Here is a 24,930-nt window from a genome sequence, read left to right as displayed (position 1 = left end):
CATCGTCACCCCGGTCCGGTCGGCCTCTGCTCCCCCGCGGCTTCTTCGTCCAGTTCGTCCAGCACCCGCTGCGCCACGGCGAAGGCCGAGTTCGCCGCGGGGACTCCACAATAGACGGCCGTCTGCAGCAGGACCTCTTTGATCTCGTCGGGGGTGAGGCCGTTGCGGAGCGCGGCACGCACGTGCATGGCCAGCTCGTCCAGGTGGCCCAGCGCGACCAGGGCGGTCAGGGTGACGCAGCTGCGGGTCCTGCGGTCCAGCCCCGGCCGGGTCCAGATCTCGCCCCAGGCGTACCGGGTGATCATGTCCTGGAAGTCGGCGGTGAACCCGGTGGTGCGGTCCCGGGCGCGGTCGACGTGGGCGTCGCCGAGCACCTCGCGGCGCACCTTCATGCCCTCGGCGTGCCGGTGCTCGTCACCGGTCCGGCGCGTCCGCTCGCTCACCGGGGCGATCCCTTCCAGGTGCGGTCCAGGTGCGCGGTGATCGCCGCGGCGACCGGCCCCGGCCGCTCGGCCACCGCCAGGTGCCCGGCGCCTTCCACGACGGTCAGTTCGGCGCCCGGGATTCCGGCGGCCAGCCGGTCGGCGTGGCCCTCCGGCGGGGTGGCCGCGTCCGCCGCGCCCGCGATCACCAGCGTGGGCGCGGAGATCTCGGGCAGCCGCGCGGTCGCGTCGAACAGCGCCAGGGCGTCGCAGCACGCCGCGTAGCCCTCGGGATCGGTCGCGCGCAGCATCCGCAGGTACGGCCCGCCGCCGGTGAAGCCCGGCGCGAACCACCGCTGCGCCGCCATCGCGGCCACCGGCCCGACACCCTCGCGGCGCACCAGTTCCGCCCGTTCCCACCACTGCTCCGGCGGGCCGAACCGCGGCGAGGTGCAGATCAGGACGAGGGCGCCGACGCGATCGGGGGCGTTGAGCGCCAGCGCGGTGCCGACCGCCCCGCCCATCGACACCCCGGCGTGGGCGGCCTGCCGGATCTCCAGCGCGTCCAGCAGCCCGGCGAGCGCCCCGGCGATGTTCTCCACGGTGAAGCCTTCGGCCGGGGTGGGCGATCCGCCGTGTCCCGGCAGGTCGTACCGGAGCACCCGCCACCGCTCCGCCAGCTGGGGCAGCACCGGGTCCCACAGCTCGATGCCGGTGCCCACGGACGGGCCGAGGACCACCACGGGCGCGTCGCCGGGGCCGTCGAGTCGATGGTGCAGGATCATGCTCCTCCGTTCTGTGGGCGGCCCGCCCGGCTCGCACGGTAGGCGGCGACGGCGCGGTCGGCGAGCTCGGGGGCAGCGCCCGGCCCGCCGGAGCCGTGCCCGTGCTCTTTGAGGATCTCCAGCAGGCCGGCGAGATTGGCGGCCATCCGCTCCGGGCGCACCTCCAGGCCCCCGGCCAGTTCCGCGGCCGTCTCCGCCGCGCCGCCGGTCAGCCGCAGGCACTCGCGCAGCGGCTGCCACTCGGCGTGCCACTCCCCCGCCGGCCGCTCGTGCGGCGCGGCCAGGGACGCCAGCAGCACCTGCGCGTACGCGGGCACCTGCAGCGCCGCCGAGCGGATCATCGTGGCCAGCGCCGGGTTCCGCTTGTGCGGCATCGCCGACGACCCGCCCCGGCCCGGTGCGGCGGGCTCGGCGACCTCGTCCACCTCGCTCTGCGCGAGCAGCACCACGTCGGTGGCGAACTTGCCGAGCGCCCCGGCGGCCAGCGCCAGCGCCGACCCAAGCTCGGCCACCGGCGTGCGGCGGGTGTGCCAGGGCGCGGCGGGACGGTCCAGCCCGGCCTCGTCGGCGAACACGTCCGGCAGGTCGAGGGCGTGCGCGCCGTACCCGTCGAGGGTGCCCGCCGCGCCGCCGAGCTGCGCGGGCAGCGGCACCGCGGCCAGCCGCTCCCGCGCCTCCAGCACGCCCAGCAGCCAGCCCCCCGCCTTCGCCCCGAACGTCGTGGGGACGGCCTGGCGGCCGAGCGTGCGGGCCGCGACCGGCGTGTCGCGGTACCGGGCCGCGAGCCCGGCCAGCGCGTCCATCGCCTGGTCGAGCCGGCCCAGGACGACGCGCCTGGCCCGGGTCGCGACGATCATGGCGGCGGTGTCGACGATGTCCTGGCTGGTCGCGCCGCGGTGCACATGCCCGCCCGCCGGGCCCGCCAGCTCGCGCAGCGCGGCGACCAGCGGCACCACCGGGTTGCCCGCGCCGCGCGCGCGGCGGGCCAGGTCGACCAGGTCGAACCGGTCCGGCACCGCCGCCCGCACGATCGCCGCGGCGGCCTCCTCGGGCACGATCCCCAGCCGGGCCTGCGCCCGGGCCAGCGCCGCCTCGGCGTCCAGCAGCGCCGCCAGGTAGGCCCGGTCACCGGTGGCCGCCTCGGCCTCCGTACCGGCCCGGACCGGCGACAGCAGCCCCGCGTCGGGCGAGACCACGGCGCCCGGCGAGACCTCAGACCGCAAGGAAGACCGTCTCCCGCTCGCCCTGGAGGCGGACGTCGAAACGGTACACGCCGTCCCCCTCACGCTCGGCGATCAGCGTATCGCGCCGCTCCCCCGGCACCTGGGCCAGCAGCGGGTCGGTGCCGTGCGCGGCGGTGTCCTCGGGGAAGTACAGCCGGGTGAACACCGGCTTGAGCAGGCCGCGGGCGAACACCAGCACCGCGATGTAGGGGGCGTCCGCGCCGACCGCGGCGGGCCTGAGCGTGCTGAACCAGTAACCGCCCGCGGCGTCGGTGGCGCACCGGCCGTAGCCGGAGAAGCCGTGCCCGTCGCGCACCAGCCCGCCCGGCCGCCGCGGGATCTCGCCCGAGCCGTCGGCCTGCCGGATCTCCACCAGCGCTTCGGGCACGGCATCGCCGGCGCCGTCCAGGATCCGGCCGCGCACCGTGATCGCGCCGGACCGCCAGCCGGGGACGAGCCGCGGGCCGGCCGCGTAGGGCAGCGCGTACCCGAAGAAGGGGCCGACGGTCTGCGAGGGCGTCGGGGAAAGCTCGGTCATCACGCCTCCACCGGGGTGTCGCCGAGCACGATGTCCCACTGGTAGCCCAGCGCCCACTCCGGCTCGGTGGTGTCCATGTCGAACCGGGCGACCAGGAGGTCTCGGTCCTGCTCGGGGACGGACTGCATGATCGGGTCGTAGGCGAACAGCGGGTCGCCCGGGAAGTACATCTGGGTGACCAGCCGCTGGGTGAACGCCGTGCCGAACACCGAGAAGTGGATGTGCGCGGGCCGCCAGGCGTTGGGATGGTTGCGCCACGGGTAGGCGCCCGGCTTGATCGTGACGAAGCGGTAGCGGCCCTCGTCGTCGGTGAGGCAGCGGCCCGCGCCGGTGAAGTTCGGGTCCAGCGGCGCGGGGTGCAGGTCACCGGCGTGCGCGTAGCGGCCCGCCGCGTTCGTCTGCCAGACCTCCACCAGCGTCCCGCGCACGGGGCGGCCCGCGCGGTCCAGCACGCGGCCGGCCACGATGATCCGCTCGCCTTGCGGCTCGCCCGCGTGCCGCCGGGTGAGGTCGGCGTCCAGCGGATGCAGTTCCTCGTGCCCGAACACCGGGGAGGTGAGTTCGACGCTGTCGGGCCCCAGCTTGGGCATCACCGGCTCCTGGGCGGGCGCCCGCAGCACGGTGCTCTTGTAGCGGGGATACAGGTACGGGGGGTGTGTCATGCCCGGGCCCCTTCTTCGTCGGTCTCCGCCGCGGCGCCGCCGGCGGCGGGCGCGATCTTCACTTCGGGTTCGGTACGGGCGCGGACCTCCTCGACCGGGACGCCCGGCGCGGTCTCCACCAGCAGCAGGCCCTCACCGGTCACCTCCAGCACGCCCAGCTCGGTGATGATCAGATCGACGCAGCCGGTCCCGGTCAGCGGCAGATCGCACTCGTTCACGATCTTCGGGGCGCCGTCCCGGCCGGTGTGGTTCATCACCACGATCACCCGGCCGGCCCCGTGCACCAGGTCCATCGCCCCGCCCATGCCCTTGATCATCTTGCCGGGCACCGACCAGTTGGCCAGGTCGCCGCGGGCCGAGACCTGCATGGCGCCCAGGACCGCGATGTCGATGTGGCCGCCGCGGATCATGCCGAACGACAGCGCGGAGTCGAAGCAGGCCGCCCCCGGCAGCACGGTGACCGTCTCCTTGCCGGCGTTGATCAGGTCGGGGTCGACCTCGTCCTCCGCCGGGTAGGGGCCCACGCCGAGCACGCCGTTCTCCGCGTGCAGCACGACCTCGCGCCCCGCCGGGACGTGCCCGGGGATCAGCGTCGGCAGCCCGATCCCGAGGTTGACGTAGGCGCCGTCGGGCAGCTCGGCCGCCGCGCGCGCCGCGATCTCGTCCCTGGACCAGGCCATCAGCCCTCCCCCGTCCCGCGCGCCGCGGGCGCGGACACCGTACGCCGCTCGATCGGCTTGTCCGCCGCCTGCTCCGGCGTCAACCGCACCACCCGCTGCACGAACACGCCGGGCAGGTGCACCGCGTCGGGGTCGAGGACGCCCGGCTCGACCAGCTCCTCGACCTCGGCCAGGGTGATCCGGCCGGCCATCGCGCACAGCGGGTTGAAGTTGCGGGCGGCCTTGTCGAACACCAGGTTGCCGTGCCGGTCGCCCCGGGCCGCGCGGACCAGGGCGAAGTCGGTGGTGATGCCCTCTTCCAGGACGTGCTCGCGGCCGCCGAACTCCCGCACCTCCTTGGCGGGCGAGGCCACCGCGACGCTGCCGTCGGGCGCGTACCGCCAGGGCAGCCCGCCCTGCGCGACCAGCGTGCCGACGCCCGCGGGCGTGTAGAACGCGGGGATCCCGGCGCCGCCGGCCCGCATCCGCTCGGCCAGCGTGCCCTGCGGCATCAGCTCGACCTCGAGCTCCCCGTTCAGGTACTGGCGGGCGAACTCCTTGTTGTCGCCGATGTAGGAGCCCATCGCCCGCGCGATCCGCCCGGCGCCCAGCAGCCGTCCCAGCCCGCGGCCGTCCAGCCCGCAGTTGTTGGAGACGACCGTCAGCCCGCCGGAGCCCCGGTCGTACAGGGCGTTGATGAGCACCGCCGGGACCCCGCAGAGCCCGAACCCGCCGACGGCCAGCGACGCCCCGTCGGCGATGTCGGCGACGGCCTCCGCCGCCGTGGCCACGACCTTGTCCATACCTGGGTGCGCCTCCCCTCCCGCCCCCGCGGCCTTGCCGCCCCGGGGAACTGGATCTCCCCCACCCTGGCACTCGTCACCCCCGCTGACAGGCCCGAGTTTCCGCCCAATGGAAACCTCGGCCGGCGGGCGCCGCGGGGTCAGGCGGGAGCGTTCTCCGGGAGGGCGAACTTCGGGAACAGCGTGGTATCGAAGAAGATCGACGCGCGGGTGATCCCGTCGGGGGTGATGGTGAGGACCTGGATCTGGTACGGGCGGTGCACACCGTCCTCATCGCGCTTGTACAGGCCGAACGCGGGCTGGCCGTTGGCCGCGGTCGGGACCAGGCGCAGGTCGCCGGGCTCGGGGCCGCACTGGGCGATGATGAGGCGGGCGATCGCGTCGCGGCCGACGAACCACTCGGGGAACGGCGGCATCTCCCAGACCGCGTCCTCCTTGAACAGCTCGACCAAGCCCTTGATGTCGGCGTTCTCGAACAGGGAGGCGTAGCGGTCGAGCAGCTCGCGCTGGCCGGGGTCGGCGGGCTCGACCAGCTCGTCCTCGCTGGGGGCGACCTTCTCGAGCTGGGCGCGGGCACGCTGCAGCGCGCTGTTGGCGGACGCGATGGAGATCTCCAGCAGCTCGGCGACCTCGGCCGCCTTCCACTTCAGGACGTCCCGCAGGATCAGCACGACGCGCTGGTTGGGCGGCAGGTGCTGGAGCGCGGCGACGAACGCCAGCCGGGTCGTCTCGCGGGAGGCCACGATGGTGGCGGGATCGGCGGCGTCGCCGCCGAGCACCGTGTCGGGGACGGGCTCCAGCCAGGGCACCTCGGGCGCGGCCACGACCGGGCGCTCGGGCTCGTCGCTGGGCGCGCCGAGGCCGGAGGGCATCGGCCGGTTGCCGCGCTGGTCGATCGCGGTCAGGCAGCAGTTGGTCGCGATCCGGTAGAGCCAGGTGCGCAGCGACGAGCGGCCCTCGAAGTTGCCGTAGGACCGCCAGGCCCGCAGGTAGGTCTCCTGCACCAGGTCCTCGGCGTCGTGGATGGAGCCGAGCATCCGGTAGCAGTGCGCCAGCAGCTCCCGCCGGTACGGGTCGGCGAGCCGCTGGAAGTCCTGTTCCTGCTCGATCGTGCTGTTCGCCATGGGTCGTCACCTTCGTCGGGGCGGCGGGCTGAGCCGTCCTCCGACGGTAAGCGACGCCACCGACAGAACTTGCGCGAAGCCACATCATAGGCCCTTGACCTGCGAAATCAGGGGCGGGCGGGCCGGCCGGGGTTCAGCGCGGAACGACCACCGTCATCCCGGCGGTGCCGCCCGTGCCCGTGCCCATGCCCGCCAGCGCCGCCGGGGCGTCCGCCAGCCCGACGATCCGGCCCACCAGTGCGTCGGGGCGCAGCGTCCCGGCCCGCACGAGCTCCAGCATCGGCCCGTAGGCGTGCGCGGCCATCCCGTGGCTGCCGAGGATCTCCAGTTCCAGCGCGATCACCCGTTCCATCGGCAGGTCCGCGCGGCCCGCCGCGGGCGGCAGCAGGCCGACCTGCACGTGCCGACCGCGGCGGCGCAGGCCCTCGACCGAGGCGCGGGCGGTGGCGGGACCGCCCAGCGCGTCCAGGGAGACGTGCGCCCCGCCGCCGGTGATCTCCCGGACGGCGGCCGCGGCGTCGCCGGAGGAGGCGTCCACGGCCGCCGCGGCGCCCAGTTCGCGGGCCAGGGCGAGGGCGCCTTCGGCGATGTCGACGGCCACGACCCTGGCCCCGGCCGCCACCGCGATCATGACGGCGGACAGGCCGACGCCGCCGCATCCGTGCACCGCGACCCACTCCCCCGGCGCCGCCCGGCCCCGGGCCAGGACGGCGCGGTAGGCGGTCGCGAACCGGCAGCCCAGCGCGGCGGCGGTGGGGTAAGGCGTCCCGTCCGGGAGTCCGACCAGGTTGACGTCCGCGGCGCCGATCGCCACCAGTTCGGCGAACGATCCCCAGTGGCTGAAGCCGGGCTGGGTCTGCTCCTCGCACACCTGCTGGTCGCCGGACGCGCAGGACGCGCACCGCCCGCACGCGCACACGAACGGCACCGTCACGCGGTCGCCGGGCCGCCATCGGGCGACGCCGTCGCCCACGGCCTCCACCACGCCGGCCAGCTCGTGCCCGGGCACGTGCGGGAACGCCCGGATGTCGGGATCGTGGCCCTGCCAGCCGTGCCAGTCGCTGCGGCACACGCCCGTGGCCTCGACCCGGATCACCGCGCCGCCCGCCGGGACGGGCGGATCCGGGACCTCCCTGACCTCCATCGGCCCGCCGAACGCCTCGTACACCACGGCCCGCATGATCACGCTCCCTTCCGGAGCGGCAACGCTAGCGCAGGCCGGGGCTCAGAACTCGAAGCCGCCCGGACGCCCGTTGCGGTCGGCCGGCAGCCCGGCCGGCGGCCCCCTTCCCGGCCCGTTTCCTCCCGGCTCGGGCATTCTTGCGGCCCTCCCCGTCCTAAGAAGGACCCAACCTGCCCCGAACAGCTGTGAAACTCTTCCGCCAGAGCGGGTATACCTGCACCCTGGAGTGCACACATCCGTGCACGTCCGGCTCGGGAGGGACAGTGAACGCGAGACCGGAGGGCGGCCCGCGCGTGGTGGTCGGGGTCGACGACTCCGCCGGGGCGCGGTGCGCGCTCTCCTGGGCCATCGGCGAGGCGCGGCTGCGCGGCCTGCCGCTCATGGTGGTGCACGCCGCCCCGCTGCCGCCGCACGTGTCGGCGGCGGGCCAGCTGGGCTGCGGGGTGACCGAGGCACTGCGCGCGGCCGGCGCCGAGTTGATCGCCCGGCAGTTGGAGGAGGTCGCGGGCGGCGCCCCGCACGGTGTGGAGATGACCGCGCTGGCGCTGGTCGGCGAGCCCGGCGCCACGCTGGTGCGGCTCTCCCGCGAGGACGACATCCTGGTCGTGGGAAGGGGGTCGCGCGGCCTGCTGTCCCGGTTGCTGAGACCCTCGGTGCGGCTGCACTGCGCGCGGCGGTCCAAGGCGACGTTCGTGTGCGTGCGGCCGCCCGTCCTCGACACGCTGCTGGAGTCATTGACGGCTCGGGAGGGGGCGCCCGCCCACGCCTCCGACCGTTCGAGGCTCCGCCGCCTCGGACGCCGCCCGCGCCACATCTGACCCTGCTGTCGTGCGGGCGCCGCGAGCACGGTGGCGCCCGCCTCGCCGCGGGCGGCCAGGGCCTCCAGGGGCTCCCCGGGTGCCGCCCCGGACCCCGGGCATGCGAAGGTTCGGTCATGCGCAAGTACGTCATCATCGGCGTGCAGGGCAGCGGCAAAGGGACCCAGTCGCTCCTGCTGGCCCGCGACCTGGACCTGGTCCACATCAGCGTGGGCGACATCTTCCGCTGGCACGTCCAGCATCACACCAAGCTGGGCGCCCAGGTCCGCCGGATCATGGCCGCGGGCAAGCTGGTCGGCGACGACCTGGTGGAGGGCGTGGTCAGGGGCAGGCTGGAGCAGCACGACTGGAACTTCGGCTTCGTCATCGACGGCTTCCCGCGCAACCGCAGGCAGGCCGAGTTCTTCCTGGAGAGCTACGACATCGACGGGGTCATCCACCTCGACCTTCCCGACACCGAGGTCCGCCGCCGGGTGCTGGCCCGGCGGCTGTGCTCGGGCTGCGGGATGGACTACAACCTCATCTTCGACCGTCCCGAGGCCGAGGGCCGCTGCGACGTGTGCGGCGGCGAGCTGGTCGCCCGCGAGGACGACACCGAGGAGGCCCTGGCCGAGCGGCTCCGCACCTACCACGAGAAGACCGACCCTGTGCTGGAGCTGTTCCGGCGCAAGGAGTACGTGGTGACCGTGGACGCCCGCGCCGACATCGGCACCGTCCAGCGGAACCTGCGCCGCGAGCTGGGCCTTCCACCGCCCGAGAAGCCCTGAGAAGCACCGCGCGGCCGCACCCGGGCGGCCGGGCCCGGCACCTGGCCGTTTGAGGTCACCTGGCCGCCCCTGGACGACGGCGGGCGTTCATCTCACGGCCGCCTGCGGCTGCTACCTGTAGCGCCGTGAGAAACGCCCTCCCCCTCGCGGGCCTCCTCGCCCGGGTCGCCGCCGTGGGCCTGCTCCTGGCGCTGCCGGGCTGCTCCGCCGCAGCGGGCTCGGACTCGATCGCAGGCCGGGACTCCCTCGTGGTCGGGGTCAAGGCCGACCAGCCGGGGCTCGGCCTGGCCGGGCCCGGCGGCACCTTCCGCGGTTTCGAGGTGGAGGTCGGCCGGTACATCGCCCGGCACATGGGCGCCTCCCGGGTCGGGTTCAAGGCGGTCACGTCCGAGAACCGGGAGCGGCTGCTGGACGCGGGAGAGGTCGACCTGGTGCTGGCGTCGTACTCGATCACCGCCGACCGGTCCACCAAGGTCACCTTCGGCGGCCCCTACTACGTGGCCCACCAGGACATCATGGTGCGCCGCGGCGACGACCGGATCCGGACCGTCCGCGACCTGGCCGGACGGCGGATGTGCCAGGCCGCGGGCTCGGTCTCCACCGAGCGCGTGATCGAGGGACTGGGGGTGCGCACCGGGCTCGTCCCCGCGCCCTCGTACGCCGCCTGCGTCGACCGGCTGCTCGACGGCGGCGTGGACGCGGTGTCGACCGGCGACCTGGTGCTGGCCGGGTTCGCGGCGCGGTCGCGGGCATCGCTGCGGATCGTGAACGCGCCGTTCACCGAGGAGCGATACGGCGTCGGGCTGCGCAAAGGCGACATCGACGGGTGCGAGGCGGTCAACAAGGCGATCACCGAGATGTACCAGACCGGGTCGGCGCAGCGGATGCTGCGGGTCTGGTTCGGCTCGACCGGCCTGCGGCTCACCGGCTCGGTGCCCGAATTCGAGGGCTGCTCGTAGGCTCAGCCGGCGGTCACGGCCCCCTCCCTGCCCGCCGGGACGGACAGCGCCGGGGACGCTTCGACGACCTCGCGCAGCGCCCGCAGGCCGTGCTGGACGAGCGGGTGGTCGCGGCCGCCGCGGCGGACGCAGGCCAGCACCCGCCGCACCGGCAGCGGGTCGCCCGTCAGCGGGACGCGCACCACCGGGCGCTCGGAGGAGATCTCGGCCAGCCGCGGGATCAGGGACACGCCCAGGCCGTGCCCGACCAGCGCGGAGATCGTCGGCCATTCGGTCGCGTAGTGCGCCACGCGCGGGTTGTAGCCCGAGGCGGCGCAGTAGGCCAGGATGCGCTCGTGGTGGTGGCAGGTGCCGCGCGCCGGGATGATCCACGGCTCGTCGGCGGCCTCGGCCAGCCGGACCGCGGGCCGCGCCGCCAGCCGGTGCCCGGCCGGGACGAGCAGGTCGTGCGGTTCCTCCACGAGCAGGTGCTGGTCGAAGCGGCCGTCGCCGGGCGGCGGCGCGTCCTCGTTGGGGTCGACCACGGCGATGTCGGCGTCGGTGGCCAGCAGCAGGTCGAAGCCGTCGGCGGTGCCGCACTCGCTCACCTGGACGGTCAGCCCCGGACGGTCGGCGCGCAGCCGGGCGGCGGCCGGGGCGAGCAGCCCCACCACAGCCGTGGCGAAGCCGCACATGCGCAGCAGGCCCGCCTCGCCCGCCCGGTGCGACTCCAGCGCGGCCTGGGCCTCCTCCCAGCGGGCCAGCAGCGCGTCGGCGTGCTCGACGACCACGTAGGCGGCAGAGGTGAGCCGGATACCGCGGCCGCGCGGCTCCACCAGGGGCACGCGCAGTTCCCTGGCCAGTTCGCGCAGGTGGTGGGAGACGGCGGAGGGGGTCAGGTGGAGTACCTCCGCTGCGGCGGTGACCGTGCCGTACTGGTGGACGGCCCGCAGCACCTGGAGGCGGCGCAGATCGATCATGCAATAGTTTTTCACATATGACTGCGGAAATGTGAAATGGACTAGAACGCTCGCGGGGCCGCAGACTGCCTTCATGACCTCCACCGAGACCTCCACCGGGAAGATCGTCTCCAGCCACCCGACCAGCGACGGCGTCGTCGTCTGGAGCCGCTGCGCCTGCGGGCGGCTGCGCATGACGCTGGTCCCCTACGACCCCTCGCCGGACGGCGGCGGGCGGCGGCTCACCGCGGGCGCCCGCTGCCCGGTGTGCGGCTGAGCGGGCACTGAGCGGGCACCGGCCGCCTCCACCCGGCACGGTCAGGCGGGCGGCAGGTCCACCAGCGCGGCCAGGGCCGCACGGTGGCGGTCGGGGGTGCCGAGCGCGATCGCGGAACTCTTGGCCCGCTTCAGGTAAAGGTGCGCCGGATGCTCCCAGGTGAAGCCGATACCGCCGTGCATCTGGACGCACTCCTCGGCGGCCTTCACCGCGACGGCCGAGCAGTGCGCCTGCGCGACCACCACGGCGACGGCGGTGTCGGCGTCGCCGGTCGCGGCGCACACGGCGGCGTGGCGGGCCACCGCGCGGGCCTGCGTGATCGAGGTCCACAGGTCGGCGAGGCGGTGCTTGAGCCCCTGGTACGAGCCGACCGGGCGGCCGAACTGGTAGCGGGTCTTCAGGTACCCCACGGTGGTGTCCAGGCACCGCTCGGCCAGGCCGAGCTGCTCGGACGCCAGCATCGCGGCGCCGATCGTCAGCGCCGAACGTACCGCGGCCTCCGCCTCGGCACCGGCCGCCACCGGCCGTGCGGGGGCGTCCGACAGCGTCAGGTCGCACAGCCGCCGGGTCATGTCCAGCGAGGTGACCGGAGCGCGCACGGCGTCGGCGGCGTCCACCGCGTACAGGCCGCCGGAGGCGGGGACCAGCAGGACGTCGGCGGCCTCCCCGCCGGCGACGCCCGCGACCTCCCCGGTGAGCCGCCCGCCCGCCGCGCGCACCGTCCCGCCGAGCGGGGCGTCCGGCGCGGTGCCGAGCGGGACGGCCGGCACCGCGATCCGCTCGCCCGCGGCCACGGCCGGGAGCAGTTCGCGGTCGCCGGCGGCGCTCAGCGCGGCGACGGCCAGCACCGAGGAGCCCAGGTACGGCACCGGCGCGACGGCGCGGCCCAGCTCCTCCATGACCACGGCGGTCTCCCGCCAGGTGGCGCCCGCGCCGCCGAGGTCCTCGGGGACGGGCAGCCCGGTGACGCCCATCCGGGCGAGCGCCGTCCAGAGCGCGGCGTCGTAGGGGTCGTCCTTCTCGGTGCCGGCGAGCACGTCGGCCCACCCGCACCGGTCGTCGAGCAGTTCCCGGACGCCGGCGCGCAGGTCGTTCTCGATCTCGCTGTAGAGGAGGTCGTTCACTTGGGCAGATCCTTCCACGCCACGTCCTTGTCCACCCGGATCTCGCCGGGCAGGCCCAGGACCCGCTCGGCGATGATGTTGCGCAGGATCTCCGAGGTGCCGCCCTCGATGGAGTTGCCCTTGGCGCGCAGGTAGCGGTAGCCGGGCGAGCGGCGGGTGAAGTCGACCTCGGCGGGACGGCGCATCGTCCAGTCGTCGTAGCGCAGCCCGTCCTCGCCGAGGATCTCCAGCTCCAGCCCGGCGATCTCCTGGTTGAGCCGGGCGAAGGCCAGCTTGGCGGCCGAGCCCTCCGGCCCGGGGGCGCCGGCGGCCAGCGCCTGCCGCAGCCGGGCGCCGGTGAGGCGCGCCGCCTCGGCCTCCACCCACAGCCGCAGCAGCGCGTCGTGCAGGCCGGGGGTGCGCAGCTCGGGACGGTCCCGCCACAGCGCGGCGACCACGCCGATCATGCCGCCCTCGCGCGGGGAGGCGCCGCCGCCGATGGCGACCCGCTCGTTCATCAGCGTGGTCGTCGAGACCTTCCAGCCGTCGCCGACCGCGCCGAGCCGGTGCTCGTCGGGGATCCGCACGTCGGTCAGGAACACCTCGTTGAACTCGGCCTCGCCGGTGATCTGCCGCAGCGGCCGGACCTCGACGCCGGGGGCGCGCATGTCGCAGGCGAAATAGGTCATGCCGCGGTGCTTGGGCACGTCGGGGTCGGTGCGGGTGACCAGCAGCGCCCAGCGGGCCTCGTGCGCCATCGACGTCCAGACCTTCTGCCCGTTGACGATCCAGGCGTCGCCGTCGGGCACGGCGCGGGTGCCGAGCGCGGCCAGGTCGGAGCCGGCGCCGGGCTCGCTGAACAGCTGGCACCAGATCTCCTCGCCCGTCCACAGCGGGCGCAGGAACCGCTCGCGCTGCTCGTCGGTGCCGGCGGCCAGGATGGTCGGCGCGGCCATGCCGAGCCCGATGCCGTTGCGCTCGGGGTCGTTGCGCGGCGCGCCGGCCGCGGCGAACGCGGCGTCCACGGCCGGCTGCAGCTCGCGCGGGGCGCCGAGGCCGCCGAGCCCCTCGGGATAGTGCACCCAGGCGAGCCCGGCGTCGAACCTGGCGCGCAGGAACTCCAGCGGCTCCGCGGCGGCGGGGTCGTGGCCGGCGAGGAACTCCCGGACCCGCCGGTCCAGGTCTCCGGCGTCGGGTGCTGTGCTCACAGGGCGGAACCTCCGCGGGACGGGTCGGCGGCGGGCCGCCGGACGACGGGACATGCCAACCGGTCGGTGAGCACTCCCACCCTAGAAATCCCGCGGGAGGCCGTCAACGGCGTCCCCCGGCGCGGGCGTGCGGCACCCGGTACCGTGCTGTCGATCCGCACGGCGGCGGGCAGGGTTCGTCCGCGGGAGCGGCGAGGTCTGCCCGGTGGCGCGGCGGCACCGGCTGTCGACGCTGGTGCTGGACATCGAGCCCGACGGGACCTTCGCCCCCTGCTGAAAGCCCCGTGCTGAAAACTCAGGGCAGGCGGGGCAGCGGGCGACGGTGCACCCAGGCGGTCATCAGCTCGCGGACGGGCACGAGCGCGTGCGCCTGGGCGAACAGGATGAAGCGTTCGGTCGTCACCGAGCCGTACCGGTTCTGGGCCGTCCAGGCCCGCAGCATCGGGAAGAAGCGCGCGTCGCCCATCGTGCGCCGCAGGGCGTGCAGCGCGAGCGCGCCGCGCTTGTAGACCCGGTCGTCGAAGATCCGGCGCGCGCCCGGGTCGGACAGCACCAGGTCCTGCGGGCGCCGGGCGACGCGGCCGTGCCAGCGCGCCGCGTGGGCGTCGGCCGGCTCGCCGCCGGAGGACTCCGACCAGAGCCACTCGGCGTAGGTGGCGAAGCCCTCGTGCAGCCAGATGTCGCGCCAGTCCGCCAGCGTCAGGCTGTTGCCGAACCACTGGTGCGCCAGCTCGTGCGCGACCAGCCGCTCCTCGCCGCGGGCGCCGTCGGCGTGGTTGGTCCCGAAGATCGACATGCCCTGCGCCTCGACCGGGATCTCCAGCTCGTCGCCGGTGACCACGATCGTGTACGCGGGGAAGGGGTACGGGCCGAACAGCTCGGTGAACCGCTCGATCATCTCGCCCTGGCGGCCGAAGTCGTGCCGGACGCGGCGCTCGGCGTCGGCCGGGAACACCAGCCGCTGCGGCACCGGCGCCCCCGGCACCTCGACGCTGCGGTAGCGGCCGATCTGAACGCCGGCGAGGTAGGGCGCCATCGGCTCGTCCTGCTCGTACACCCAGGTGGTGGTGGCCCCGGACGACCGGCGGCCGGCCGGCCTGCCGGTGGCGACGACGTGGTACGCCGACCCGGTCGTCACCGAGATCCGGTGGCGCGCCTTGTCCTGGACGCGGTCGTTGCAGGGGAACCAGGACGGCGCGCCGGTCGGCTGGGAGGCGACCAGCGACCCGTCGGTCAGCTGCTCCCAGCCCAGCCCGCCCCACGGGCTCGACAGCGGCCGCGGGTTGCCGGAGTAGCGGATCTCGACGGTGCTCGGTTCCCCCGCAGGCAGCCGCCTGGCCGGGGTGAGGTGGAGCTTGTCGCGGCGCTGCCGGAACCGGGCGGCGCGCCCGTCCACCAGCGCCTTCCCGATCCGGAACGGCCCCAGGTCCAGTTCCAGCCGGTCCAGCGGGACGCGCGGCACGATCTCCAGCCGCGCGGCGCCCGCGAGCCGGTTGGGCCCGACGCGGTAGTCCAGGTCCAGGTCGTAGAACGTGACGCGGTACTCGTCGCTGCCGCGCTCGGGGAAGTAGGAAGGCCGGTCGCCGGTCTCGCTCATGCCTCGGTCACGCCGGGTCAGGTCCTCTTTCTCGTCCAGGCCGCGACCGGGTTGCCGAGCCATGCGGTACGGGCGGGCAGCTGCTCGCCCCGCATCACCAGGGAGGCGGGCCCGACCGTGGCGTCCTCCCCCACCGTGGCGGCGGGCAGCACGACGCCGTTCGAGCCTAGCGTCGCGCCGCGCTCCAGCACGACCGAATCCACGCTCATGATCCGGTCGTGGAAGAGATGGGTCTGCAGGACGCAGCCCTCGTTGACGCTCACGCCGTCGCCGAGCCGCACCAGGTCCGCCTCAGGCAGCCAGTACGTCGCGCACCACACCCCGCGGCCGACGCGCGCGCCGAGCGAGCGCAGCCACACGTTGAACGGCGCGGTGCCCGGCCACGCCTCGGCGAACCAGGGCACGGCGAGCAGCTCGACGAAGTTGTCGGCCAGCTCGTTGCGCCAGATGAACGCGCTCCACAGCGGCCGCTCCCCGGCCCGGATCCGGCCGACCAGCGCCCATTTGGCCGCGGTCGTGACCGCGGCCGCGACGGCGCCCGCGCCGGCCAGGACGGCGCCGCCCAGGAGCGCCGCGACGCCGAAGCCGTACGCCGCGGCCAGCGCCTCCACGGCGGCGGCCGCGAGCACCCCGACCGCGACCGTGGCCATGGCGGGCACGATCCGGCAGGCCTCGACGGCGGCGCGGGCGGCCTTCAGCCTGCGCGGCGGCCGGTAGGTGCGGGACTGGTCGCCGGCCCCGGCGGCGCGGTGCAGCCGCACCGGCGGCATGCCCAGGTAGGACGCCCCCGCCTTGGCCTTCTTGGGCGCGGCCGACAGCACGCCGATCAGCCCTCCCTTGGGCACCTTCCGCCCGGGGGCGGCCATCCCCGAGTTGCCCAGGAAGGCCCGCTTGCCGATGCGGGCGCGGGCGATCCGCATGCGGCCGCCGCCCAGCTCGTAGGGGGCGACCATGGTGTCGTCGGCGAGGAAGGCCCCGTCGGCGACCGAGGTCATGGTCGGCAGGGCCAGCACGGTGGACGCCTCGACGTCGCGGCCCACCCGCATGCCCAGCGCGCGCAGCCAGGCGGGGGTGAGGATGCTGGCGTACAGCGGGAACAGCCAGACCCGGGCCATCGCCATCAGCCGGCTCGTCGCCCACGCCTGCCACGCCCGGCGGCTGTGCACGGGATGGTCGCCCTCGTCGAGGCCGAGGGCGAGCGACCGGACGCACAGGAAGGTCAGGGCGGCGAAGGAGAGCATCGCGGCGATGGTGGCCGGCGGCACGGCGAGCAGCGCGGCGCCGAGCGCTTGCGGGAGGGTCGCGGTCCCGTCCAGGAAGGCGGCGAGGACGGCGAGCCCGGGCAGGGCCGCGATCAGCGGGAGGGCGCCGAGCAGGACGGCCGAGGCGCCGTAGGCCAGCGACCAGCCGCGCCGGCGCTGCGGCCGGGCGGTGGGGTGGGCGCGCGCCTTGCCGCGGCGCACGGCGGGCGCGCCAGCCCAGCGCTGCCCGCCGGGCACCCGTCCGGTGACCGCCGCCCCCGGGGCGACCTGGGCGTTCTTGCCGATGCGTGCGCCGGGGAAAAGGACGGCACGGGCTCCGACGGTGGCGCCGGCGCCGACCCGGATCACGCCGATGTGCAGCACGTCGCCGTCCAGCCAGTGGCCGGTCAGGTCGACCTCGGGCTCGATCGCGGCCTCCCGTCCGAGCCGGAGCATGCCGGTGACGGGCGGCGGGGAGTGCAGGTCCACCTCCTTGTCGACGCGGGCGCCGAGCGCGCGGGCGTAGAGGGCGAACCACGGCGCGCCCGACAGTTCGGCCGCGCCGAGCCGCCGCGCGATCTGCTCGGCCGTCCACAGCCGCAGGTGGACCGAGCCGCCGCGCGGGTAGGAGCCGGGGCGCAGCCCGCGCAGAAGCAGGCGCGCGGCGACGGCCGACAGGGTCATCCGCCCGGCCGGGGTCACGAACAGCAGCGCCCCCGTCAGGACCCACCACCAGGAGACCACGGGCGCCCAGGGCGGTCCGGCGAGGTTGTTGAAGGCGGCGAGGCCGACGACCCAGCGCATCGCGCCGAGCGTGAGCAGCGGCCCCATGAGGACGGTCTGCAGGAGGGCGGCGCGGCGCGGGACCGGACGGACCTCGCGCTCCACGGCCACGGGCTCCTGCGGCGCGGTGCCGTTCTGAGGGCCGTTCTCGGGCACGCCCAGGTGGGCGGCCAGGCCGCGAAGCGTCGGGTGCTCGTAGACGTCGCCGACCGCGACCGTCGGGAAGTGCGGGCGCAGCGCGGACACCAGTCGGGCGGCGCCCAGGCTGCTTCCGCCCAGGGCGAAGAAGTCGGCGTCAGGGCCGGCCGGCGCCTCGCCGAGGATCTCGGCCCAGCGCTCGGCCAGCCACTGCTCGGCCGCCGTCAGCGCTTCCGCCGGGCCCGTGTCGCCGCCGGCGCCCCCGCCCGCGTCGCCGCCGGGCGGCGGCCACGGCAGGGCGTCGCGGTCGACCTTGCCGGAGATCCGGGTCGGCAGCGTGTCCACGACCGCGAGCCTGGGCACCAGCGCGGCGGGCAGCGCCCGGCCCAGCCGCTCGCGCGCGGCGTCCCGGTCGAAGGCCTCGTCCGCGACGACGTAGCCGACGAGCAGCGGGTGCCCGGCCGCGGTCGTCCGGACGGCCGCGGCGGCGCCGGTCACGCCCGGCAGCGCCTGCAGCGCCGCGTCGACCTCGCCCAGCTCGATCCGGCGCCCGCCGAGCTTGACCTGCTCGTCGGCCCGTCCGACGAAGACCAGGCCGGCGCGGTCGGCGCGGACCAGGTCGCCGCTGCGGTACGCGCGGTCCCAGCCGAGCGCGGGCAGCGGCGCGTACTTCTCGGCGTCCTTGACCGGGTCGAGGTAGCGGGCCAGCCCGACGCCGCCGATGACCAGTTCGCCGGTCCCGCCGACCGGGACGGGCTCCCCGGCGGCATCGACGACGGCCAGGTCCCAGCCGTCCAGGGGGAGGCCGATGCGGACCGGCCCGGGCCCGCCCAGCGGCGCGGCGCAGGCGACGACGGTGGCCTCGGTGGGGCCGTAGGTGTTCCAGACGGTCCGGTCGGGCCCGGCGAGTCGCTCGGCCAGCCCGGCCGGGCACGCCTCGCCGCCGAAGATCAGCAGCCGGATGCCCGCCAGCGTCTCCACCGGCCACAGCGCGGCCAGCGTCGGCACCGTCGAGACGACCGTGATGCCGCGCCCGGCCAGCCAGGGCCCCAGGTCCATGCCGGTGCGCACCAGCGAGCGCGGCGCGGGGACCAGGCAGGCGCCGCCGCGCCAGGCCAGCCACATCTCCTCGCAGGAGGCGTCGAACGCCACCGACAGCCCCGCCAGCACCCGGTCGGACGGGTCCGCCGGGAACAGCCGCGCCTCGGCGTCGGCGAACGCGGCCGCGCTGCGATGGGTCACCGCCACGCCCTTGGGCCGTCCCGTCGAGCCGGAGGTGAAGATGATCCACGCGTCGTCGTCCGGGCCGGGGCGCCCGGTGGCGCCGCCGGGCTCGCGGTGCATGACGACCTCGCGGCCCTCCCCGATGACCGCGCACACCTCCGCCTCGCCGAACACCAGCGCGGCGCGCTCCTCGGGGTCGTCGGCGTCGACGGGCACGTACGCGGCGCCGGAGGTCAGGACGGCCAGGATCGCCACGTACAGGTCCACGGTGCCCGAGGGCACCCGGACGCCGACCCGGTCGCCGCGGCCGATCCCGGCCTGCTCCAGCTCCTTGGCCAGCTGCTCGGCCTCGGCGCGCAGGCCGGTGTAGTCCAGGACGGTCGTGCCGTCGTCGAGGGCGGGCGCGCAGGGATGGCGCAGGGCCGTCGCGTCCAGGACGTCCAGGAGGGTCCGCGCCGGGGGCGGCCCGCCGCGCGATCGGAAGACCGCGCGATCGGGCGGGGCCGGAACCGGACACGAGTCATGACGCACGCCTTGCCGCAAGCCCTGATGCAAGCTATCCCCCGAGTCCGGGCGGTCGGGCGGCCCCCTGCCGTCGCAGCACCGAGCCGCACCGTCCCCTGCCATGGGAAGGCTTCCGGAATCGGTGTCCGCATGCCGCACGAAGGCGCGCTCGGCGCGCCACAAACGCAATACCCTACTCGAAGCGGGCAAACGCGAGCGCCGCCCGGGGACCGGAACGGTCGCCGGGCGACGCCTCTTCTGTCCGGCTTGTGCCGGGGCCGGGGCTACTTCTGGCGCGCCACCTCGTAGGCGGCGCAGCCGATCAATTCCAGCGACACCTGAAGCCGCTGGAGGCTGATGTTCTTGGCGATGGTGTCCTCGGGCGTGTGGTAGATCGGCTCGAGCTGGCTGGGCGCCTCGCCGCCCCGCCAGCTGAAGTTGCCCGCCGCGATGCCGCGCTCGTGGAACGCCTCGTGGTCGCTGGAGCCGCGGGCGACGGGGCCCTCGGCCTGGTCGGCGTACCCGAGCCGCTCGGCGGCGGCGTTGACGGCGGCGGTGGTGGTGTTGTCGCCGCCGTCCACCGACAGCAGCCAGTACGTTCCCGCGGGCGGGTGGCTGGTGGCGACCATGTCGTTCTGGAAGCACCCGGTGATGCGGGCGACGCCGGCGTCGTCGAGCTGCTTGACGTAGTGCCGGGCGCCGATGAGGCCGTACTCCTCCGAGCCCCACAGGCAGATGCGGATGTCCTGCTGGGTCGGCAGCCGCTTGAGGACGCGGGCCAGTTCCAGGCACAGCACGGTGCCGCTGCCGTCGTCGTTGGCGCCGGGCGAGCCGGGCACGCTGTCGTAGTGCGCGCTGACGATCACGGCTTTGCCGCCCGGGTTGGGCAGCGTCGCCTTCCGGCTCGCCAGCACGTTGTAGGAGGTCAGCCCGGAGTGGTGGGTGACCTTGAACGACAGCCTGCGGGCGCCAGCACGGATCCGCGCGCCGTGGTACTCGGCCAGGCCGAGCACCGGGACGGAGACGTTCTCGTTCAGCGTGGGCGTGAACGTGGCGGCCTTGCGCTCGGGGAAGGCCGCCGTCCGCACGTTGGCGATGAGCACCGCCTTGGCGCCCCGGGCGACGGCGGCCTTGACCTGCTCGGTCTCCTTGCCGGTGACCCGGTCGAACAGCGCCAGCCGTCCCTTCAGGTCGGCGGTGACCTCGGTGACGGCGCCGAGGTCGACCACCTGGCCCTCGGCGGAGGCGACGGCGGCCTGCGGGGAGGCGCTGCTCTGCCAGCGCGGCTCGCCCTTGGCGCGGATATCGGCGAGGTGCCTGTCCGCCACCGGGAACGGCTGCAGCTCGACCTTGTAGCCGAGGTCGCGCAGTACTCCGGCGATGTAGCGGGCGGCACGGTGCTCGGACTCGGTGCCGGCGATGCGCCAGCCGATCTCGTCGCTGAGGACCTTCAGGTGCCGCAGCGCGCGGCGGGCGTCGACGCGGGCCACCACGGCCTTGTCGCCGGTGGTCAGGGACGGCGGGCGCAGCGCGCCCGGCCGCTGGCGGGTCGCCGCGGCGGCGGTGCCGGGCAGCAGGCCGACGGTCGCGAATCCGGCGAAGGCCGCGGCTCCGGCCAGTAGGTCGCGGCGTTGGACCTCGGGCATGTAGATCTCCTCGAGCTCGGGCAGGTAGCCGCGACCGCCCGGCCCGGATCGCGAGCGCGGCGGCGGGCGTCGGCCACCGCGGTGAACTGATCCCCCGTTCGCCGCGAACCTACGGAATCGCCGGATATGTCGACAAGATTCCCTAACACCGCAATCGAAACGTGATCATGAAACCCGCCGCCCGGACCGCCCGGCCGACCCGTTGATCAACGCCGCGCCGCTCGGTATCGTGAACGCCCCCAGTGATGCGGATCACACTTTCCGCGGCCGCGTGGAAGGGAGGCCGATGGGCATGATCACCGCCGACGGGCTCCGCGCGACCGGCGTCACGGTCCGGTACCGAAAAGGCACGGCCGCCCTGACGGCCCTGGACGGCGTCTCGCTGACCGCCCCGCCCGGCCTGGTCACCGGGCTGATCGGCCCCGCCGGCGCAGGCAAGACCGCGCTCCTGGACGTCGTCTCCGGGCTGCGCCGCCCCGCGCACGGCACCGTCCGCCTCGACGCCGACGACCTCACCGGCAGGCCGGCGCACGCCCGCGCCCGGCTCGGAGTCGCCCGCACCTTCCAGCGGCCGCGGGCGTTCGGGTCGCTGACCGTCCGGCAGAACGTCCAGGTGGCCGCGGAGGCCCACGCGATGACGCGCCCGACGGCGGGCCGGAACGTCCGCGACCGGAGGCGGCGGCGCCGGGACGCGCGGCGGGAGGCGGGCCGTACCGCGGACGCCCTGCTGGACCGTGTCGGCATCGGCCGCCACGCCGACGACTCCCCCGAGCGGCTGCCGGCCGGGGTGGTGCGGCTCATGGAACTGGCCCGGGCGCTGGCGACACGCCCGCGGCTGCTGCTGCTCGACGACCCGTCCGCCGACCTGCCCGAGGCCGAGTCGCGCGCGCTGGAGGTGCTGCTGCGCGACCTGGCGGCCGAGGGGGTGGCCGTCCTGCTCGCCGAACGGGAACTCGAGCGGGTGATGGGCGTGTGCGACGAGCTGTACGTCCTGGAGTCCGGCCGGACGGTGGCCTCGGGACCGCCCTTCCAGGTGCGCGCCGACCTGCGCGTCCCGGCCTAGGCCTGTCTCGACGTGGCCTCAGGTGCCGCGCGAATGCGTTACCTGGCCGGTGGGGCGACGCCGGAGGCGAGCGTCACCGGGCAGATCGCGAAGCGATGCCGCGCTCGCACCAAGCACGGTCAGGGTGCGAGCCGCCAGGCGAGCCCTTGGGCCGGGATTGCAAAAACACAGCCTAGTACTCCATCAGCTCGGGATGCTCGGCCTCGACGCGATCCTCCAGGAATTGCAGGTCGGCGCGCCTGGCCCGGTGGATGAGCCGCGGGATGGTGGTCTCCTCGTCGTCGAGGAGGTCGATGCGGGCGCCGGCGTCCAGCAGCGCACGGATGAGCTCGACCGACCCGTCGAGCTCGATGGCCTTGTGCAGCGCCGTCCGGGGAGCCGGAGGCACGTTCCCCCGCACCTGGTCCTCGGCCTCGAGGTCCAGGCCCGCCTTCAGCAGCCGGGGCAGCAGCGGTTCGAAGTCGACCAGGTGGAGCAGGTGCAGCAGCGTGCGCCCGGCATCGTCGCGCACGTGCGGGTCGATGCCCAGGTCCAGGAGCCGGATCACTCCTGCGGTGTCGCCGTGGTGGGCGCGGTCGAACAGCTCCTGCCGCTGCTCGCGCAGCGCCTTGGGCAGCCTGCCCTTCCCGGTGCGCCACGCCCGTCGTACGGCGAAGCAGCCGCCGACGTCGCCGCCCAGGACTTCGAGGGCCTTCTCGCGCTGCTGCTCCTCCGGGCTGTGCGGAATCGCGAGAACACCGTCCTGGAAACGGACCTCGTGCCACTCGCCGCGGCAGCGGACCCGTACCGGAGCGGGCGCCTCTGGCCCTGGCGGCCCCCACGGCAGGTCGTCCCGCCCGGACCGGGCCTCGCGGGCCGGGAACAGGGCGTCGTGGACGAGCGGATGCAGCCACTCCGGCGGGACGCGGCCGGCGCGCAGCAGGTCGATGTCGGGCGGGCGCCGCCAGACCGCCTCCGCCAGGACCTCGGCGGTGCCCAGCTCCTCCTCCACCTCGTAGTAGCCGTCGAACTCCACGACGTCCACGCGCAGGCCGCGGTCGCCATCGTGGTCGAACAGGACGGCCGAGTGCTCCGTCCACGGGATCTGGAAGCGGCCGCCGCCCAGGCGCCGCATCTCCTCCTCGAGCCGGGTCAGGGCCAGCGGCATCCGCGCGAGCTGGTCGAGCGGCCCGACGGTGTACCACTTGCGGAACTCCTCCGACCGGGGCCCGGGCGGGAGCAGTTCGATGCCGGCTGCGGCGAGCGCGGCCTCGACCTCGCCGCTCTCGTGCAGCATCGTGACCCATTCGGCGTGCCCGGCGGGGTCGCCGCGGCCCGGATCGGCGGCGGGCAGGTCCCCGGCGGCGCGGGGCGTGCCGTCGGCGTTGAGGAACGGGACCCGTTCCGCGTCGCCGCCGCAGCGTTCGCGCAGCTCGGCGGTGCGGCGGTCGTCCCACAGATGCCTGGCCTCGGTCCAGGACTGGACGACGCCGCGCCAGAAGCCGGTGTGCGTGTAGTCGGTGCAGATGTGCGTGTCGTCCCGCACGATCGGGCCGAAGCGCAGCGCCATCCGCTGCGTCGCCTGGAACAGCCACTGGTGCGGGGTGACGTACAGCCGGGGCGCGTCCTTGCCGCGCAGGCCGTAGTCGTTCAGGACGAGCGTCTGGCCGGGCGTGAGCGTGGTGCGCGTCGGGCCGACCCTGGGGGCGTGCCAGCGCACCAGGTCGGGCACCAGGTGGCTCAGGTCGTCCTCGACCGCGGCCGCGACCTCGGCGCCGTGCTCGGCGGCGATCCCGTCCAGGTCGAAGGTCACATCGAGGCCGGCGGCGGCGCAGGCGCCGCGCCAGTCGCCGGCCTGGCGGCGCTCGGCGGCCTGTTCGATCATCCAGCGCGGGACGGCGAAGCGGCGGATCCGGCGCAGCCGCGCCGCCTGCTCGGGACGGTGCCCGGGGAACCCCTGCGGCAACGGCGCCCCCGTCCGATCGAATTCCGCTCCGTTGAAGTAGGCGGCAAGGCCGGTCGGATTCGAACCGACGTCCTCCAGCCCGCTGCAAGGCGCGACGACCGCTGCGCTACAGCCTTGCCTGGCCCGGAGTATAACGATCACCGGTGGTCCCGCGCCGGCGAACGCCTCAAGACCGAGATGTCGCGGAAAGTCACCAGGTGTCGATCCAGCGCCGCGGCCCGTCGCCCGCACCGGCCGGCGGCGGGGCCTCCGCGAAGGCGGCGGTGATCCAGCGGCGGGTGTCGGCGGGGTCGATGACGTCGTCCAGCTCGAACACGGAGGCGGCGTTGCCGGCCGAAGTGCCGCACGGTCGCGGTCCGCTCCGCCGTTCCGCGGAGGCGCCCGCCCCGGGCGTCCCCGCCCCTGCTTGCCATCCCGGGCCGAACGCCGTTCAGTCCCGGGTGGCCCGCACGGCCTGTTGAGCGTTCGACAGTCGTCGTCGGCCACGCCCCGGAGGATAATGACCGGGGGGCGGCCCGGCGGTCGTCCCGGACGCGTGAAGACCCGCCTTCAGCCCCGACACCTGGAGGAACACCGATGAGCACCGCTCGCCCTTCGCACCGCGACGCCCTGCTGGACGCCGCGGCCGAGCAGATCGTCCAGCGCGGTTACCGGGGCGTCCGGATGCGGGACGTGGCCGCGGCCGTCGGGGTGAGCCGGCAGACCGTCTACAACGAGTTCGGCGACAAGTGGGGCATGGCGCAGGCGGTGGTGCTGCGCGACAACGAGCGCTACCTGGAGGGCATCAACCGCCTGCTGTCCGAGCACGACGACGTGTACGCGGCGGTCGAGGCGGCGGTGCTGTTCACGCTGGAGACCGCGGCCGACGACCCGATCACGAAGGCGGTCCTGACCGGCGCGGGCGGCGACGAGCTGCTGCCGCTGCTGACCACCCGGGCCGAGCCGGTGCTGTTCACCGCCAGCGCCCGCATCGTCGAGCACGCGCTGCAGCAGTGGCCGGAAATGGAGCGCGACGAGCTCACCGAGATCGCCGACGCCGCGGTGCGGCTGACGACGAGCCACTGCATGCTGCCGGCGGAGCCGCCGGAGCGGGTGGCGCGGTTCATCGCCCGGCTGGTCACCCGCTATCTGGGGACCTCCACGGGCGCCGGCACCGGCGAGTCCTGAGCCGAGGCGCGGAAAACCGCTGGCCCGGCCGGTGCGGGCGGCGCTACTCTCGTCCCCACCTCGCGGCTGCTGAACCGGAGGCCCACGGCGGGTCCATCCCCGTCCACTTCTTCATGCCCTCAGGCCGTTCATCAGCAGCGAAGGACATCCCTC

23 protein-coding genes and 1 tRNA gene are annotated in these 24,930 nt (G+C 75.1%); 6 read left to right on the top strand and 18 right to left on the bottom strand.

Annotated features, from left to right (window positions below):
* Positions 1–5: 5 nt before the first annotated feature.
* From pcaC to ABD340_RS04320, 9 genes are all read right to left on the bottom strand, one after another.
* A complete protein-coding gene (pcaC, locus tag ABD340_RS04360) occupies positions 6–443 on the bottom strand; it encodes a 4-carboxymuconolactone decarboxylase (RefSeq protein ID WP_344587110.1) in 438 nt (145 codons plus the stop codon).
* A complete protein-coding gene (gene pcaD / locus ABD340_RS04355; RefSeq protein WP_344587109.1) occupies positions 440–1,207 on the bottom strand; it encodes a 3-oxoadipate enol-lactonase in 768 nt (255 codons plus the stop codon). The genes pcaC and pcaD overlap by 4 nt, the downstream gene beginning before the upstream one ends.
* Positions 1,204–2,430 carry a 3-carboxy-cis,cis-muconate cycloisomerase gene (pcaB, locus tag ABD340_RS04350; protein WP_344587108.1) on the bottom strand — a complete coding sequence of 409 codons (1,227 nt, stop codon included), beginning with the start codon at positions 2,428–2,430 and terminating at the stop codon, positions 1,204–1,206. The genes pcaD and pcaB overlap by 4 nt, the downstream gene beginning before the upstream one ends.
* Positions 2,420–2,968: a protocatechuate 3,4-dioxygenase subunit alpha gene (gene pcaG, locus ABD340_RS04345; protein WP_344587107.1), complete on the bottom strand. Its 549-nt coding sequence runs from the start codon at positions 2,966–2,968 to the stop codon at positions 2,420–2,422. The genes pcaB and pcaG overlap by 11 nt, the downstream gene beginning before the upstream one ends.
* Positions 2,968–3,630: a protocatechuate 3,4-dioxygenase subunit beta gene (gene pcaH, locus ABD340_RS04340; protein ID WP_344587106.1), complete on the bottom strand. Its 663-nt coding sequence runs from the start codon at positions 3,628–3,630 to the stop codon at positions 2,968–2,970. Before pcaH ends, pcaG begins: the two co-directional genes overlap by 1 nt.
* Positions 3,627–4,310: a CoA transferase subunit B gene (locus tag ABD340_RS04335; RefSeq protein ID WP_344587105.1), complete on the bottom strand. Its 684-nt coding sequence runs from the start codon at positions 4,308–4,310 to the stop codon at positions 3,627–3,629. The genes pcaH and ABD340_RS04335 overlap by 4 nt, the downstream gene beginning before the upstream one ends.
* Positions 4,310–5,092, bottom strand: a complete 783-nt coding sequence (locus tag ABD340_RS04330; RefSeq protein ID WP_344587104.1) for a CoA transferase subunit A — start codon at positions 5,090–5,092, stop codon at positions 4,310–4,312. The genes ABD340_RS04335 and ABD340_RS04330 overlap by 1 nt, the downstream gene beginning before the upstream one ends.
* Before the next feature lie 140 nt (positions 5,093–5,232).
* The gene (locus ABD340_RS04325) at positions 5,233–6,216 is read right to left on the bottom strand and encodes a sigma-70 family RNA polymerase sigma factor (RefSeq protein ID WP_344587103.1); all 984 of its coding nucleotides are present in this window, start codon (positions 6,214–6,216) and stop codon (positions 5,233–5,235) included.
* Between the two features lie 133 nt (positions 6,217–6,349).
* Positions 6,350–7,396 carry an alcohol dehydrogenase catalytic domain-containing protein gene (locus ABD340_RS04320; RefSeq protein WP_344587101.1) on the bottom strand — a complete coding sequence of 349 codons (1,047 nt, stop codon included), beginning with the start codon at positions 7,394–7,396 and terminating at the stop codon, positions 6,350–6,352.
* Between the two features lie 266 nt (positions 7,397–7,662).
* On the opposite strand from ABD340_RS04320, the gene ABD340_RS04315 reads away from it, so the two are divergent.
* The 3 genes from ABD340_RS04315 (at position 7,663) to ABD340_RS04305 (ending at position 9,943) form a co-directional block, all read left to right on the top strand.
* On the top strand, positions 7,663–8,217 hold the full coding sequence (locus ABD340_RS04315) for a universal stress protein (RefSeq protein ID WP_344587100.1): 555 nt from the start codon (positions 7,663–7,665) through the stop codon (positions 8,215–8,217).
* A gap of 116 nt (positions 8,218–8,333) precedes the next feature.
* Positions 8,334–8,984 (top strand): adenylate kinase family protein, encoded by a 651-nt coding sequence (locus ABD340_RS04310; RefSeq protein ID WP_344587099.1) that lies wholly within the window; start codon positions 8,334–8,336, stop codon positions 8,982–8,984.
* Positions 8,985–9,109: 125 nt separating this feature from the next.
* A complete protein-coding gene (locus ABD340_RS04305; protein WP_344587098.1) occupies positions 9,110–9,943 on the top strand; it encodes a glutamate ABC transporter substrate-binding protein in 834 nt (277 codons plus the stop codon).
* A gap of 2 nt (positions 9,944–9,945) precedes the next feature.
* Here the strand turns inward: ABD340_RS04305 and ABD340_RS04300 are convergent, their stop codons facing one another.
* Positions 9,946–10,902 carry a LysR family transcriptional regulator gene (locus tag ABD340_RS04300; protein WP_344587095.1) on the bottom strand — a complete coding sequence of 319 codons (957 nt, stop codon included), beginning with the start codon at positions 10,900–10,902 and terminating at the stop codon, positions 9,946–9,948.
* A gap of 73 nt (positions 10,903–10,975) precedes the next feature.
* Here ABD340_RS04300 and ABD340_RS04295 point away from each other — a divergent pair, with 73 nt between their 5' ends.
* Positions 10,976–11,158, top strand: a complete 183-nt coding sequence (locus tag ABD340_RS04295) for a hypothetical protein (RefSeq protein ID WP_344587094.1) — start codon at positions 10,976–10,978, stop codon at positions 11,156–11,158.
* 41 nt (positions 11,159–11,199) lie between these two features.
* On the opposite strand, the gene ABD340_RS04290 is transcribed toward ABD340_RS04295, so the two are convergent.
* The 5 genes from ABD340_RS04290 to ABD340_RS04270 form a co-directional block, all read right to left on the bottom strand.
* Positions 11,200–12,282, bottom strand: a complete 1,083-nt coding sequence (locus tag ABD340_RS04290; protein WP_344587093.1) for an acyl-CoA dehydrogenase family protein — start codon at positions 12,280–12,282, stop codon at positions 11,200–11,202.
* Positions 12,279–13,469: an acyl-CoA dehydrogenase family protein gene (locus tag ABD340_RS04285; RefSeq protein WP_344587092.1), complete on the bottom strand. Its 1,191-nt coding sequence runs from the start codon at positions 13,467–13,469 to the stop codon at positions 12,279–12,281. Before ABD340_RS04285 ends, ABD340_RS04290 begins: the two co-directional genes overlap by 4 nt.
* Before the next feature lie 295 nt (positions 13,470–13,764).
* Positions 13,765–15,066, bottom strand: a complete 1,302-nt coding sequence (locus ABD340_RS04280; RefSeq protein ID WP_344587090.1) for a M1 family metallopeptidase — start codon at positions 15,064–15,066, stop codon at positions 13,765–13,767.
* Between the two features lie 17 nt (positions 15,067–15,083).
* Entirely contained in the window at positions 15,084–18,995 is a 3,912-nt protein-coding gene (locus tag ABD340_RS04275; protein ID WP_344587088.1) for a Pls/PosA family non-ribosomal peptide synthetase, read from the bottom strand.
* Positions 18,996–19,240: 245 nt separating this feature from the next.
* Positions 19,241–20,602, bottom strand: coding sequence for a M28 family peptidase (locus ABD340_RS04270; RefSeq protein WP_344587087.1), 1,362 nt, complete (start codon positions 20,600–20,602; stop codon positions 19,241–19,243).
* A gap of 286 nt (positions 20,603–20,888) precedes the next feature.
* Here ABD340_RS04270 and ABD340_RS04265 point away from each other — a divergent pair, with 286 nt between their 5' ends.
* The gene (locus ABD340_RS04265; protein ID WP_344587086.1) at positions 20,889–21,665 is read left to right on the top strand and encodes an ATP-binding cassette domain-containing protein; all 777 of its coding nucleotides are present in this window, start codon (positions 20,889–20,891) and stop codon (positions 21,663–21,665) included.
* A gap of 172 nt (positions 21,666–21,837) precedes the next feature.
* Here ABD340_RS04265 and ABD340_RS04260 read toward each other — a convergent pair whose 3' ends face one another.
* From ABD340_RS04260 to ABD340_RS04250, 3 genes are all read right to left on the bottom strand, one after another.
* Positions 21,838–23,610 carry an ankyrin repeat domain-containing protein gene (locus ABD340_RS04260; protein ID WP_344587085.1) on the bottom strand — a complete coding sequence of 591 codons (1,773 nt, stop codon included), beginning with the start codon at positions 23,608–23,610 and terminating at the stop codon, positions 21,838–21,840.
* A 44-nt stretch (positions 23,611–23,654) separates the two neighbouring features.
* A tRNA-OTHER gene (locus ABD340_RS04255) sits at positions 23,655–23,726 on the bottom strand.
* Positions 23,727–23,800: 74 nt separating this feature from the next.
* Positions 23,801–23,926: a hypothetical protein gene (locus tag ABD340_RS04250; RefSeq protein WP_344587084.1), complete on the bottom strand. Its 126-nt coding sequence runs from the start codon at positions 23,924–23,926 to the stop codon at positions 23,801–23,803.
* 260 nt (positions 23,927–24,186) lie between these two features.
* Here ABD340_RS04250 and ABD340_RS04245 point away from each other — a divergent pair, with 260 nt between their 5' ends.
* Positions 24,187–24,777, top strand: coding sequence for a TetR/AcrR family transcriptional regulator (locus tag ABD340_RS04245; protein WP_344587082.1), 591 nt, complete (start codon positions 24,187–24,189; stop codon positions 24,775–24,777).
* Positions 24,778–24,930: the final 153 nt, after the last annotated feature.

Origin of the sequence: Actinomadura vinacea, from assembly GCF_039532545.1 — a bacterium.
Classification (GTDB): Bacteria; Actinomycetota; Actinomycetes; order Streptosporangiales; family Streptosporangiaceae; genus Spirillospora; species Spirillospora vinacea.
The sequence above is the reverse complement of the archived record's forward strand: the minus strand, read 5'-3'. Positions and strand labels throughout refer to the sequence as shown.

What these genes read in the sequence shown, in the direction of transcription:
- ABD340_RS04320 (WP_344587101.1), bottom strand. Translation starts at nt 7,396, where the DNA reads ATGCGGGCCGTGGTGTACGAGGCGTTCGGCGGGCCGATGGAGGTCAGG.
- ABD340_RS04310 (WP_344587099.1), top strand. Translation starts at nt 8,334, where the DNA reads ATGCGCAAGTACGTCATCATCGGCGTGCAGGGCAGCGGCAAAGGGACC.
- ABD340_RS04270 (WP_344587087.1), bottom strand. Translation starts at nt 20,602, where the DNA reads ATGCCCGAGGTCCAACGCCGCGACCTACTGGCCGGAGCCGCGGCCTTC.
- ABD340_RS04330 (WP_344587104.1), bottom strand. Translation starts at nt 5,092, where the DNA reads ATGGACAAGGTCGTGGCCACGGCGGCGGAGGCCGTCGCCGACATCGCC.
- pcaH (WP_344587106.1), bottom strand. Translation starts at nt 3,630, where the DNA reads ATGACACACCCCCCGTACCTGTATCCCCGCTACAAGAGCACCGTGCTG.
- ABD340_RS04295 (WP_344587094.1), top strand. Translation starts at nt 10,976, where the DNA reads ATGACCTCCACCGAGACCTCCACCGGGAAGATCGTCTCCAGCCACCCG.
- ABD340_RS04325 (WP_344587103.1), bottom strand. Translation starts at nt 6,216, where the DNA reads ATGGCGAACAGCACGATCGAGCAGGAACAGGACTTCCAGCGGCTCGCC.
- ABD340_RS04300 (WP_344587095.1), bottom strand. Translation starts at nt 10,902, where the DNA reads ATGATCGATCTGCGCCGCCTCCAGGTGCTGCGGGCCGTCCACCAGTAC.
- ABD340_RS04265 (WP_344587086.1), top strand. Translation starts at nt 20,889, where the DNA reads ATGGGCATGATCACCGCCGACGGGCTCCGCGCGACCGGCGTCACGGTC.
- ABD340_RS04335 (WP_344587105.1), bottom strand. Translation starts at nt 4,310, where the DNA reads ATGGCCTGGTCCAGGGACGAGATCGCGGCGCGCGCGGCGGCCGAGCTG.
- ABD340_RS04280 (WP_344587090.1), bottom strand. Translation starts at nt 15,066, where the DNA reads ATGAGCGAGACCGGCGACCGGCCTTCCTACTTCCCCGAGCGCGGCAGC.
- pcaG (WP_344587107.1), bottom strand. Translation starts at nt 2,968, where the DNA reads ATGACCGAGCTTTCCCCGACGCCCTCGCAGACCGTCGGCCCCTTCTTC.
- ABD340_RS04245 (WP_344587082.1), top strand. Translation starts at nt 24,187, where the DNA reads ATGAGCACCGCTCGCCCTTCGCACCGCGACGCCCTGCTGGACGCCGCG.
- pcaD (WP_344587109.1), bottom strand. Translation starts at nt 1,207, where the DNA reads ATGATCCTGCACCATCGACTCGACGGCCCCGGCGACGCGCCCGTGGTG.